The organism is Leptotrichia sp. HSP-342, assembly GCF_041199995.1.
Lineage (GTDB): Bacteria > Fusobacteriota > Fusobacteriia > Fusobacteriales > Leptotrichiaceae > Leptotrichia > Leptotrichia mesophila.
Genome location: NZ_CP165646.1, coordinates 209,033 through 222,686, shown reverse-complemented (window position 1 = coordinate 222,686; position 13,654 = coordinate 209,033). Strand labels below are relative to the sequence as shown.

Sequence of the window (13,654 nt, the reverse complement as noted above, 5' to 3'; positions counted from 1 at the left end):
AATCATTATTTTTCAAGGTGTTTGTAAAATTATTACATAAAAAAGAAGCCGAATTCAAAAAATCCCACTTCAAAATATATTAAGTTTACATAAATTGCAATATTAATTGCGACATTTTACCAAATTTTTTTTAAAAACTAATTTCGTGTAAAAATTTTTCAAATGGCGTTGCATAGTTTAAACATTTTCTTGGTCTCGAATTTATCAGCATTAAGGTTCTTATCAAGTCTTCTGTGTCTATTTTTGATATGTCGGTCTTCTTTGGGTAAAATTCTCTTAGAAGACCGTTGCTGTTTTCATTGCAGCCTCTCTGCCATGAGCAGTAAGGGTCTGCAAAATAGAAATCTATTCCCATCTTCTCCACCTCTTCCCAGCACGAAAATTCCTTGCCCCTGTCTGATGTGAAAGTCTTGAATGCTCCTTTTGGAATACCGGCTGTCAGCCGTTTTATTGCTTCCAGCATTGAACTTTTACCTCTATCTTTCATCTTTATTGCCACATAAAATCTTGTCTTCAATTCCACAAATGTCGCAAAGCAGGCTTTGCTTTCTCCTCTTGCTGAAACTACCGAGTCCAGCTCCCAATGCCCAAAAACTTCTTTTTCCTGACTTCTTCCGGTCTGTCGCCAATTGACTTCCCAATATTGAATTTTCCTCTTGTCTCCTTAGTTTTCGCTCTCCTCCCCTTTCTTCTCAAGACATTCAGGGAAACATCCAGAAAATTACTGTACAGCCAGTTATAGATAGTTTTAAATGACAGTCTCCCCTTTAGTTCCCTGCCAGCAATTTGTTCAGGGGACCAGGTTTTGTAGAGCCTGTCCTCTATCAGGTTTTTCAATTCAGGAGTAATTTTTGAGCTTCTTCCTTTATTAGCAGCTTTTGTACTGGCATCTGCCTGAGCATTCTCAGAAGAGTATTCGCCATTAATTCTTTTGATTTCACGGTAAATGGTAGCCCTGTGCCTGTTAAGAATTTCAGCAATTTTAGAAATTCTGTAATTTTCTTTTAGCAGGACCTCTAGTTTATTTCTTTCATTTATGGTAAAATATTTATGGCTCATGATATATTTCCTTTCGTTAATGTTTTTGTCGTTACTAACATTTTAACACGAAATTATCATGAGTTTTTATATTTTTTTAGTTTGTCGCAATATATTATACAATCTATGTTTAAAAAAAAATCACATCATATTTACAGGATCCACATCAATTGTTACCCTAACTTTCTTTTCCCTTTCCCGAAATTTGCCTACACATTTTTTTATAATTTTTTTAATTTTCAAGATATTTTCTCTTTCAAATTTAAAAAATATCTGGTATCGGTATCTTCCATTTATTTTGTAAATCGGAGATTTGAAAGCATCTGAGATAAAATCATTTTGAGTTAAATTCATAGATTCATTTACATTTCTTATAATCTCTTCACGTAAAATTTTAGCTTTTTCCATTACCAAATTTTCTTCAGTTGCCGAAATTACCAAAATTATAATTCGTCCAAAAGGCGGATAATTTAACATTTTTCGCATAATCATCTCATTTTTGTAATATCCCTCATAATCACTTTCAATTGTTTTTTTTATTACGTCATTTTCGCCATTAAAAGTCTGAATAATCACTTCCCCATCCTTTTCTCCACGTCCTGCACGCCCTGAAGCCTGTGTCAATAACTGAAAAGTCTTTTCTGAGGCTCGAAAATCTGGAAAATTTAGAATTATATCAGCATTAATTACTCCGACTAATGTTACATTTGAAAAATGCAGTCCCTTTGCGATAATCTGTGTTCCAAGCATTATGTCATATTTGTTATTTTTAAAATCGTTGTAGGCTTTTTCATAATTCTGCTTTGTCTTTATGCTTTCAGAGTCTACTCTCACGATTCTTGCCGATGGAAATGCCGTCGCTAATTCCTCTTCAATTTTTTCCGTTCCAGCCCCAATTTGTCTCATTTTATGTCCGCCACATTCATCGCACATATTATCAAAGCGTTTTTCATATCCACAGTAATGGCATTTGAGACTATTATCATATTTGTAATAGTTTAAGGAAATACTACAGTTCGGACAAGTTGGAATATCTCCACAATCCTTGCATTTTAGCAAATTTGAAAATGCCTTCCTGTTCAAAATTAAGATAACCTGCTCATTTTTTTGTAAAGTCTGAGAAATTCTATTTAGCAATTCTTCTGAAAAATTTTCTGTTGTTTCATTCAAATCCACAATTTCAAATTTTGGAAGTTTAGCATTCTTATACCGTTTTGTCAGCTCAATTAATTCAATATCGCCCTGCTGTGCCTGATAATAAGTTTCAAAAGATGGAGTTGCTGAACCTAAAATAACTTTTATCTTTTCACTTTTTACAATTTCAACTTCTTCCAAATTAACATTTTTCTCTAATTCATTATTTTTTTCAAGTTTTTCATCTTTTTTCAAATTTTCGTTTTGCAAAAATGCCCTTTTTATCGCCACATTTTTTACGTGATACCGTGGATTATTCTCCTGCTTATAGGTATTTTCATGCTCCTCATCCACAATAATATATTTCAAGTTCTGAACAGGTGCAAAAACCGCCGATCTTGCTCCAATCACAATTTTCTTTTCGCCATTTCGTATAAAAGTCCATTCTTCCCGCTTTTCCTTGTCTGTAAGTTTACTGTGAAGAATAGCCACTTCATTGTGAAATTCCTCCTCAAGCCTTTGTATCATCTGAACTGTAAGTGAAATTTCAGGCACTAGGAAAATACTGCCAAACCCTTGTTTCAAGGCTTCCTTTATCAAGTTAATATAAATTTCCGTCTTCCCTGAGCCAGTTATCCCCTTTAACAGAAAAATCTGATTTTCACTATTTTTTATCGTATCCACAGCCTTTTGCTGCTCATCATTCAAAATAATTTCCTTTTCTACAATTTCACTTTTTCCCTTTTCTCTTTTTGAAATTTTAGAATTTAAAATAACTTTCTTTTCAATGGAAATAACCTTTTCATTTATTGCCTGTTCCACAATTTTACTGGAAAAATTCTTTTTCAAAGTTGCGATGGTAACTTCCTGACGTTTTTTCATATATTCGTTAAATTTTTTTATTTCCTCAATTTTTTCCACTTTCAAAATTTCATTATTTTCAGAAAATTCCCTTTGAAAAATGGCTTTTTTAGAATAATTTAACTTCAATGCTCCTGGATAAACTGCCTTTATTACGCTATAATAATCACTTATATAATAATTTTTTATCCACCTTATAAGCTGCATAATATCGGATGGAATGGACAAAACTGGGGCAGCATCCTTAATTTTTTTCACTTTTGAAATATCAAACTGAATCTGATTTTCATTAACGATTGCTATAATAAGCCCCATTTTATCCTTATTTATAAAATTGACAATGCACCATTGCCCAATTTTATACTTCTCTTCCGATTTATACGTGTATATTCCCTGATTATTTTCCACATAAATTTCATAATAATACATTTTTACCCCTTAACATTGCTTCCTCAATTAATTTTTATAAAAAATACTTTTACTCCAGCATTATCTGTATCTTCGTCTGTTTATCAAGTTTAGTACCTTTTTCAGGAAATTGTGATACTACTACTCCACTTCCAGTAATTTCATACGGTGAAAATTTCCCTTGTGGATAAATCGATAAAAATTCCCTTAGACTAACTCCTGTCAAATCAGGCATAATATTTTTTTCAAAATCCTTCTTTATCTTAGTTAAATCTTTTTTCTTTTCCTTCTGTACGAATTCTGCCTTTTTTCTTGTTTCCTCTTTTTTAGATTGACCATCAGGTCCTATTCGCTTATATTCAATTAATTTTGTAAGAATATTTCTTACTGATGGTAATGCAACCTCTGATCCATAATATTTTCCTTTTGCCTCATTAATCGTAATAATCAGAGCATACTTAGGATTTTCTACTGGAAAGAACGCAAAAAACGAACTGAAATATTTTCCTTTCTCATATCCTCCAATTCCCGATTTCTGAGCCGTTCCTGTTTTTCCTCCAATTCTATAACCTGGAATATATGCATCATTTCCAGTTCCATAATTTACGACAGCCTCCATATACTTTCTATTTAGTCTTGAAACTTCGTCACTAAATACTTTTTTTATTACAATAGGCTTGTTTTGTTCAACTATTTTCCCATTACTATCTTCAATTCTATCAACTATATATGGTTTTATAAGTTTTCCATTATTTATAACTGTATTAAGTGCCATAAGTATTTGAATTTGTGTCATTGATATTCCTTGCCCAAAAGATATGTTTGCCTGCTTAACTTCTGTAAGTTCACGTAATTTCAATAGCTTTTTGGTAGACTCGAAATAAGTATCTACTCCAGTTTTTGCTCCAAGCCCAATATCTGTAAGATAATGATGAAAAATATCCCTATTTACCATTAGTCCAATTTTTACCATCGCAACATTTGAAGAATATGCAATCGCATCCATAAGGCTTAGATTTCCCATTGCCTTACCGTCATGATCTTTTATTATTCTATCCTGCACCTGAATAGATCCCGGAGAATAGATTCTTGCACTTGGATTAATCACTTTGGTCTCCAGTCCCGTCGCAACTGTTACTGGCTTAAATATTGATCCTGGTTCAAAGAAGTCTGTAATTGTCCTGTTTTTTATATTTGCTTTCTCTGTTGCCTTTGGATAAGATGACATTGCAACTATCTTTCCCGTTTCCACTTCCATAACAATTCCCATTGAAGAGTCTGCATTATACTTTTCAAAAGTCGTTCTCAGCTCCTCATCCAACGCATATTGAATAAAGCTGTCAATCGTAAGCACAATATTATTCCCATCTTTAACTTTCCGTGAATTTTCCTTATTATTTATCTTTACAAGACGTAAAAATGCCTCTGGTATTCTAAGGCCTTTTACTACTCCTCTTTCTCCTGAAAGCTCCTTGTCATAATACTTTTCAATTCCATAAACACCTCTGTTTTCATTATTCACATACCCAAGCGTTTCCTGAAAAGCGTCGTTTTGTACGTAGTTTCTTGTAAATGCAGTTTCAAATGTTACACCCTTAAATTTTCTCTTATATTTTCCCTTATTTTTTCTGGCTTCTTTCCTGTCATTATCAATTTCTGCTTCAATCGCCATTCTTGTCTGGTAGGAAATCTTGCTGTCTATTTTTAGATATTGTTTAGACTGTCTTTTCTTTTCAGCATAATCTGCCCTGTACTTATCAGTTTCAAACGGATCTATATACCTTTTCAGCATATCCAGGACCGTACCAATATTTTCCTCATCAATCAATGTCGGATCCAATATGACTATAAACTGCTCATTGTCATACGCCAGAACTTGTCCATCGCTCGTTGATATTTTCCCTCTTTTAGGCTTTACATAGTATTCAGAAGAATATTTCTTTTCAGCATCTGCCCTGTATTTCTTTCCGCCTTTTGTCTGAAGATGATAAACTCTTCCTAGCAGCATTACAAATCCTGTAATTGTAAAAAGAAATAACAATATAAATCGTCCATTAAATGTATTTATATATTTTTTCAGCTTTTGGAAAAATTTTTCAACTTTCTGCTCTTTTCTATTTTTTTCTACATTTGACTTTGCTCTGTCAATAATACTACTTTTTTTATTACCTTTTTTCATTTTTCTCCTAATTTAACCAATATTAACCTTCAAGTCTTGCTAAAATCATTTCATTAATCATTTGTGGATTGGCCTTACCTTTAGAAAGCTTCATGGACTGTCCCACAAGATATTTTAATGCGTTACTCTTTCCAGCCTTATAATCTTCCACTGATTGAGGATTTTCAGCCAGCACCTGCTCTACAATCTTTTCAATTTCGCTGTTGTCTGTAATTTGCACAAGCCCTTTTTCCTTTACGATAATTTCAGGATCTTTATTTTCTGAAAGCAAGATTTCAAACACATCTTTTGCTATTTTTGAACTAATCGTATTAGCTTTTATCAATTTAATTAATTTTCCAATATTTTCAGGCTCAACAGAAAACTCCTCAATAGAAATATTTTTTTCTTTTAGCACACGTAAAATTTCTGTCAATACCCAGTTTGCCGCAAGTCTTGCATCATCCGAAACTTTTACAACTTCCTCATAATACTCAGCCAGTTCCTGCTCTGATGAAAGAGTAGCCGCTTCCATTTCATTCAATTTATACTCATTAATAAATCTTTTTGCCTTCTCATCTGCAAATTCAGGCATTTCATCCTTTACATTTGAAAGTCTTGATTCAGTAATGATAATCGCTGGCAAGTCAGGCTCTGGAAAATATCTGTAATCCATCGCTTCCTCTTTGCTTCTCATCGGCTTTGTAACCGCATTTTCCTCATCCCAAAGTCTTGTTTCCTGAACTACACGCCCGCCATTTTCAAGCACTTCAATTTGTCTGTTTGTTTCATACTCAATCGCCTTTACAACCGCCTTAAACGAGTTCAAGTTCTTAGTTTCCGTTCTAGTCCCAAGTTTTGTTTCACCTTTTTTTCTAACAGAAACATTAGCATCGCATCTAAGTGATCCAAGTTCCATACTTACATCACTGACTTTTGTATATTTCAGCCTATCCTTCAATGTATTCAAATAAGCATACGCTTCCTCAGCATTTTTTATCTCAGGCTTTGAAATAATCTCGATTAACGGTACGGAGGCCCTGTTATAATTTAGCAAAGTTTCAGAAGCCGTATGAATACTTTTCGCCGTATCTTCCTCAATCTGTATTCTTTCAATCCCGATACTTGCTTCCTTCCCGCTATTCGTCGTAATTTTCAAAACTCCATTTTCAGCATAAGGCTTAAAAAACTGTGTAATTTGATAATTTTTTGGCGAATCAGGATAAAAATAATTTTTTCTATCAAAATAGCTCTCCCTGTTTATCTCACACCCAAGTGCAAGTGCCGCCTTTATCGCATAATCCAGCACCTTTTCATTCAACTTCGGCAAAGCCCCAGGCTGCCCTGTACAAATAGGACATACCGCAGTATTAGGCTCTTTATTATCATAATCCGCATCACAAGAACACCATACTTTCGTATTCGTTTTCAATTGACAATGCACTTCTAGTCCGATGACTGTTTCATATTCCATACTCATTTTTTTTATTTTTCCTTTCATAGTATATTAGTAATAATCATATTTATCATTAACTCTTCAATGGTTTCTCCCACTTCATTTAGTTCTCTTGAATCATTTTCTTTATTTTCTAATTCTTTATTTAACATTGTTTCTATTTCATATTGAATCTTTTTTGAAATTTCTTTTTCTTCTGTATTTTTTATTAAATTATACAAATAAAAGTCAAAATCAAAATTTTTTTCTATATAATTTTTTGATAATTCAACTTTGAAATAATTATTAAAATACTTGCTAAAATATAAAACATAACAAGTTATTCTTGTCGTTATAGGATTTTTTAATAGAAATAAACTATGATAGTTATTATTTGTTTTTTTTGTTTCTCTAACTTCAACTATATTTTTTAATAGGAATTATATGTTCTACTGATTCATTCTCTTTAGAAAAAACTTGTTTACATAAATAGCAGTTATTCATAATTATTATATACATCCTTTTTAATTTTACAACTCAGGATATTCTATCTCTCCACGTTCTTTCTCAAATTTATTTGCCACATTAAACAGCAAATCTTCCCTAAAATAATTTCCAATCAGCTGTATTCCCACAGGAAGTCCATTTACAAAGCCACCTGGCACTGATATTGCAGGCAATCCTGCCATATTTACTGAAACTGTGTAGATATCAGCTAAATACATTTGGACAGGATCTGTATTTTTTTCACCTTTTTTAAATGCTGTTGTCGGAGAAACTGGTGTCAAAATCAAGTCAACTTCTGAAAGAACTCGTGAAAAATCATCTCTTATTAATCTTCTAACTTGCGAGGCCTTTTTATAATAAGCATCATAAAATCCAGAACTTAACACATAGTTTCCAATCATAATTCTACGCTTAACTTCATCTCCAAAACCTTCTGTTCGTGATTTTACATACATTTCCTCAATATTTTCATCACTTTTTCTAACCCCATATCTCACTCCGTCATATCTTGACAAGTTTGAAGCGGCCTCAGCCGATGAAATTATATAATAAGTGGAAATTGCATATTTTGTGTAAGGCAACGATACTTCCTTCACTTCCGCTCCAAGTTTTTTCAATGTTTCCACAGTTTTATCCACAACTTCCTTTATTGATTTATCCAGTTCATCTGAAAAATATTCTTTTGGAAGCCCAATTTTTAATCCTGTTATATCATTTTCAAGCAAAGATAAATAATCTGGCACTTCCACATCCGCAGTTGTCGGATCATTTTCATCGTATCCTGAAATTATCTGCATAACTCTTGCCAAATCTTGCGAACTTTTTGCTAAAGCCCCAATCTGATCCAGCGAAGAACCGAATGCCATAAGCCCATATCTCGAAACTCTTCCGTAAGTTGGCTTTATCCCCACAGTTCCAGTCAAGCTCGCAGGCTGTCTAATACTTCCACCAGTATCTGTTCCCAAAGCAACAGGTATTTCACTAGCCGCAACCGCAGCTGCCGATCCCCCACTGCTTCCTCCTGGCACTCTTTCCAAATCCCAAGGGTTAGATGCTGACTTTATTGACGAATTTTCATTTGAAGATCCCATCGCAAACTCATCCATATTAGCCTTTCCAACCAGTACTGCTCCAGCTTCCTTTAACTTTTTCACAACAGTAGCATCATAAACTCCCACATAATTTTTCAAAATTTGTGAAGCCGCCGTTGTCAAATCTCCCTTTGAAACAATATTATCCTTCAACGCCACAGGCACTCCAAAAAGTCCTGTATTTTCATAATTTTTTCTTCCTTCTTCATTGTTTTCCCCATCAATTTTTCGAGCCTGTTCCAATGCCTTCTCCTCAAAAATATTAGAAAAAGCCCCAACCTTATCTTCAACTGCTTTTATTCTATCTAAAAAATTTCTTGTAACTTCTTCTGAAGTAATCTCTTTATTCTTTATCATTTCAGCCAGTTCGCTAGCCGTTTTTTTGTATAAATTCATTTTTTTCACCTTTCTTCTTTTCTAATCCCACCAAAAATACCAATTTTTAGCTTTGTATAACTCTTTTGAAAGTTCCTCCAGTTCATCATAAATTTGAAAAACTAAATCCTCACTAACTAAAAACTGCTCTATTGCCAATTCTTCAGCCTCTTTTTGTTTTTTTGGAAATTTCTCCAAATAAAATTCCATTTCAGAATCAGTTATCGCAACAATTCGTGCATCATATTTTTCATACCAATATTTACTAATAGCTATGATTTCTTCTGGCAAAGGGCATTCATTAAAACCACCAAATAAAAACCATCCTGGAATTTCATAAACTTTATCTGCCGGAACTTTAAATAATCCTACATTTTCTCTTATTTTTCCAGTTTCTATGTCAAATATTGAATTTAGATATAAAGTTTTATCTTCATTGAAATTTTTAAAATAATCTAAGTAATCGTTGTCATCAGAAAATTCATATTCCTCATCCAGATACTCATTTTCTATATACTCCTGTTTTCTTTCTTTAAACCACTGAGTACAGTCTACTTTTTTATAATTTTCTAAAATTTCATCTTTTATTCTTTTATATTCCTCGAATTCAGGAAATTCTTCATTGAAATAATCTTTTACCTCAACAAAAACAGGGATAAAACCTTGTTCTTTACCTTCTTCCAATAGCTGAAAGTATCTTTCTACAACTTCTGTTATTCCACTATCTTCATTAATTTTTTCATAATCGCATTTTATTTTATCTGCAAATAAATCTACATTTCCCAACATTTTTCTCTCCTTAAAAGAATCTAATTATCCGCATTTTCTCCAACAACTTTTGGCACAATTATAAATTCTTCATCCTTATTAGGCGAATTTTCTAAAATTTCCTTCTTAATTCCAGCATCCCTAGCCCTGTCTTCCCTCAATTTATCTTTTAAGTCCAGCACATTAAAAAGCGGCTCCACATCAGTTGTATCAACCCCATTCAACTCTTCCATATGCTCAAATATCTTATTCAAATCCACCCTAAATTTCTCAATTTCACTTTCTGAAAATTCCAATTTAGAAAGTGCTGCTATTTTTAAAACATCTTCTTTGCTTAACATTTAATTTTTTCCTCCATTCCGAATTTATCCTTATTTTTTTGCAATATTAAACGCTTTTTCCATATTTTCTGCTTCAACTTCAAATTCTTCTTAAACATGTTCTTCTATTATTATTTTAAATTTTTTCATTTTAAAAGCACTTTTTTCTTAAATTAAACTTTCTTATTATTTTCTACCCACTCCAAAATCTCGTCAAAATCCCCAAACTTAAAAAACTCAATTCCATTTTCTTCACAAAACTTAACCGCCCTAGTCCCTTTTCTCACAAAAGCAAAATCAGCCACTTCCAATGCTTTGTAATCAGACGGGCCATCGCCTACAAAATAAGTTTTGTAGCCCTTTTTTTTATAATTTTCTACAGCTTCTTTCTTGTCAACGCCGTAATAGCCTTCCTTGTCCAAAAATGGATTTTCCACAGTAATTTGGTTTTTATCAGTTCCACTAAATTTTAAATCATTTGATATAACTTCGCTATCTGGCAAGTTTATACCATATTTTGAAAGTGTTCCCTGTACGTTTAGCCTTGCACCCGCACTAACGATTTTAAATTCTTCTCCACTTTTTACAAAATCTATAAAAGTTTCATCAATTGTCACATTTTCCTGTAACGTCTGGATATACTGCTCTTTTGTGATATTTAGAGAGCCTAGTCCATATTTTATAAACTCCCTTATAGAATATTCTCCAGCTCTGTATTTTTTTCGCAGTTCCTGTTTAAATTCAGGCTGATGTGTTTCAAGCAAAACATCTGTCGAATCTTTTTTACTGATTGTTATATCAAAATCTATTAAAAAGATTGATTTTTTATTATTTCCCAATTTTTTCCTCCTGCCAGAAAATTTATAAACTTTTCAGATATTTAATTTCATCTTCATTCAAAGTACGATATTCTCCCACTTGTAAATTACCAAGCGTAAGTTCTCCCACTTTAATACGTTTTAATGAATTAACATTATATCCCAATGTTTCCAGCATTTTTCTTATCTGTCTGTTTCTTCCTTCAAAAATTGCAATTCTAAGTTCCTTTTTGTCAATTTTCTTAACTTTTGCTGGTGCAGTTCTTTTCCCGTCAATTACAACTCCATGCTGCAGTGCCTCAATATCCTTGTCTTCAATTTCACGGCTAACTTTTGCAATGTAGCTTTTATACAATTTTTTTCGTGGATGCATTACGTGATTGTAAACTTCGCCATCATTACTGATTATAATTAACCCTTCTGTCATAAAATCTAATCTTCCATAAGTAAAAAGTCTGGCACGTGATTTTATAAAGTCTACTGCAAGTCTACGCCCAAACTTGTCTTCATTTGAGCAAATCACTCTTTTTGGCTTGTTCAAAATATAATATTCATATCTTGTATTAAGTTTTACTCTTTCTCCATCAATTCTAACCACATCTTCAGGCTTCACATCCATTCCAATAATCGCCTCATGCTTATTTACGGTAACTCTTCCTTCATTTATCAGTTCATCAGCCTTCCTACGTGAACAAAATCCCGTTTCAGCTATAAATTTATTTAATCTCATTTTATTTACCTCTTTATTTTCTACTCTTTTATTTTTTCAATTTCTTCTTTTGCTTTTAGTTCCGAATTTTCTTCTGAATTTAATTTTTCTCCCTCTTTTGAGTCTTCATTTTCTGCCTTCTCATCTTCTTTGTAAAGCATCTCAATTTTTTGAAACTGCTCACTTCCTGGTAATTCTTGCTTCCCACGAATATTCAGATAATTATAAAAATCATCTGTTACTTCGTACAAATTCGGTGTTCCAGCCGTTTTTTTCCGTCCAGAAATATAAATTAGTTTTCTTTCCAATAGATTTGACATAGTCTTATCCACACCAACACTTCTGATTTGCTCTATTTCTGCTTTAGTTATAGGCCCTTTATATGCGATGATTGCTAATGTTTCCATTGCTGAACGAGATAATTTCTTTAATTTCATTTCTGGATTAAAAAATCGTTTTACATCAGAGCCAAAAAGTGGATTTGATACAAGACATACGATTCCATTTTCAATTTTTACATTTATTCCTGTATCTTTTCGTTTTTCCTTTAAATTAAGCAATATTTCCTCTATTTCAAAATATTCCATTCCATAAAACTGTGCTAGCTCCTTTATGCTTATCATTTCCTTCGATAAAAAGATTATTGTTTCAATTTTTTCTTCAATGTTATTGATTCTATTATTTTCTTTAATCTCTTCCATTTCTTCATTTTTTTTATTTTCAAAATTTTCCATATTCTACCATTTATCTTAAATTTATTTCCATTGCATTAATAGGGGAATTCTCCTTTAACTATAACTTCAGAAAATTCCCCTAAATTTTATATTATTAAATTAATATTCGTATGTTGGTGAAATAATAATATTCTTATATTTATTAAAGTCTGTAAGAACTTCTGCAATTCCTAACACAACTGCGTGAATTGCTTCTTCACCAACTGTCACATCTAATGACAATTCTTCTTCTATTCTCTTTTTCAAAATTCTTATTCCTGCTCCTCCACCAGACAGATAAATTCCTGTTTCATAAACATCTGCCGCTATCTCAGGTTCTATTTCCTCTATCGTAAGCCTTATTTCATCAATAATAGCATCAATATGTTTTCTAATCGCCTTGTCAATATCTGAAGCCTTTACTTTCAAGCTTTTTGGCAATCCAACCCCTAGTTCACGTCCTTTTATTTCATATTCAGCATCTGGATCAGCATGGCTTATTGTATTTATTTTTAATTCCTCAGCCGTTTTTTCACCAATCAACAGATTGTATTCTTCTTTTACAAATTCCATAATATCTTCATTTAAGTGATCTCCAGCAATTTTTACTGATCTTGATAATGCCGCTCCACCAGATACAATAAATGCAATTTCGGTAGTTCCTCCACCTATATCAACTATCAAATGCCCTTTTGGCTCAAACAAGTCAATTCCAACACCAATTGCAGCCGCTATTGGCTCTTCAATTAAGTAAACCTCTTTTGCTCCAGCATCCTTCACAACCTCTATTACAGCTCTTCTTTCAACTTGTGTAACTCCACTTGGAACACAGATTATAACTCTCGAACTTTGAAATCTATCTTTTTTTATTCTATGTAAAAATTCTTCAAGCATTCTTTCTGTAACTTCATAGTTTGAGATTACTCCATTTTTTAACGGACGTATAATTCTTGTATGTTTAGCAGTTCTTCCGATTATCTCTTTAGCTTTTTCACCAATATGCTCTAATTCCTCAGTTTTCTTGTTAATTGCAACATAAGTTGGCTCATCTACCAGAATCCCTTCTCCTTTAACATACACGACAGTATTTGCCGTTCCTAAGTCAATAGCTATATCACGTGTACCTCTTGGTGCTATATTTGTTTTAAAAATATCCAAAAATTTCATCTATTCTATCTCCTTTATTTTATTTTTTGCTTTTGATTACAGCAATTGCTCAAACTTTTTAAAATTAGATAAATTAAATATTATAAATCTTAATTCTAGTTTTAAACATTTTTACTGTATAATTTAAACTTAGTTATTATGAAATAATTATT

The 13,654-nt window shown here is 32.5% G+C and carries 11 protein-coding genes and 1 pseudogene; all 12 read right to left on the bottom strand.

Features of this window, described 5'->3' with window-relative positions; all coding sequences use genetic code 11:
- Positions 1–130: 130 nt before the first annotated feature.
- Positions 131–1,059, bottom strand: a pseudogene (locus AB8B23_RS01070) (IS30 family transposase).
- 120 nt (positions 1,060–1,179) lie between these two features.
- Complete coding sequence (gene priA / locus AB8B23_RS01065; protein ID WP_369713058.1) at positions 1,180–3,462, bottom strand: replication restart helicase PriA; 2,283 nt, start codon at positions 3,460–3,462, stop codon at positions 1,180–1,182.
- A gap of 49 nt (positions 3,463–3,511) precedes the next feature.
- A complete protein-coding gene (locus tag AB8B23_RS01060) occupies positions 3,512–5,620 on the bottom strand; it encodes a penicillin-binding transpeptidase domain-containing protein (RefSeq protein ID WP_369713057.1) in 2,109 nt (702 codons plus the stop codon).
- Between the two features lie 22 nt (positions 5,621–5,642).
- Positions 5,643–7,079: an Asp-tRNA(Asn)/Glu-tRNA(Gln) amidotransferase subunit GatB gene (gatB, locus tag AB8B23_RS01055; protein WP_369713056.1), complete on the bottom strand. Its 1,437-nt coding sequence runs from the start codon at positions 7,077–7,079 to the stop codon at positions 5,643–5,645.
- Positions 7,080–7,096: 17 nt separating this feature from the next.
- Positions 7,097–7,276, bottom strand: a complete 180-nt coding sequence (locus tag AB8B23_RS01050; protein ID WP_369713055.1) for a hypothetical protein — start codon at positions 7,274–7,276, stop codon at positions 7,097–7,099.
- A gap of 288 nt (positions 7,277–7,564) precedes the next feature.
- Complete coding sequence (gatA, locus tag AB8B23_RS01045) at positions 7,565–9,028, bottom strand: Asp-tRNA(Asn)/Glu-tRNA(Gln) amidotransferase subunit GatA (RefSeq protein ID WP_369713054.1); 1,464 nt, start codon at positions 9,026–9,028, stop codon at positions 7,565–7,567.
- 21 nt (positions 9,029–9,049) lie between these two features.
- A complete protein-coding gene (locus AB8B23_RS01040; protein WP_369713053.1) occupies positions 9,050–9,796 on the bottom strand; it encodes a DUF4253 domain-containing protein in 747 nt (248 codons plus the stop codon).
- Positions 9,797–9,816: 20 nt separating this feature from the next.
- Complete coding sequence (gene gatC, locus AB8B23_RS01035) at positions 9,817–10,116, bottom strand: Asp-tRNA(Asn)/Glu-tRNA(Gln) amidotransferase subunit GatC (protein WP_369713052.1); 300 nt, start codon at positions 10,114–10,116, stop codon at positions 9,817–9,819.
- Positions 10,117–10,268: 152 nt separating this feature from the next.
- On the bottom strand, positions 10,269–10,934 hold the full coding sequence (locus AB8B23_RS01030) for an HAD-IB family phosphatase (protein ID WP_369713051.1): 666 nt from the start codon (positions 10,932–10,934) through the stop codon (positions 10,269–10,271).
- A gap of 22 nt (positions 10,935–10,956) precedes the next feature.
- Entirely contained in the window at positions 10,957–11,643 is a 687-nt protein-coding gene (locus tag AB8B23_RS01025) for a pseudouridine synthase (RefSeq protein ID WP_369713050.1), read from the bottom strand.
- A 20-nt stretch (positions 11,644–11,663) separates the two neighbouring features.
- Positions 11,664–12,356: an SMC-Scp complex subunit ScpB gene (gene scpB / locus AB8B23_RS01020; RefSeq protein ID WP_369713049.1), complete on the bottom strand. Its 693-nt coding sequence runs from the start codon at positions 12,354–12,356 to the stop codon at positions 11,664–11,666.
- Between the two features lie 99 nt (positions 12,357–12,455).
- Positions 12,456–13,502: a rod shape-determining protein gene (locus tag AB8B23_RS01015; RefSeq protein ID WP_021744833.1), complete on the bottom strand. Its 1,047-nt coding sequence runs from the start codon at positions 13,500–13,502 to the stop codon at positions 12,456–12,458.
- Positions 13,503–13,654 lie beyond the last annotated feature (152 nt).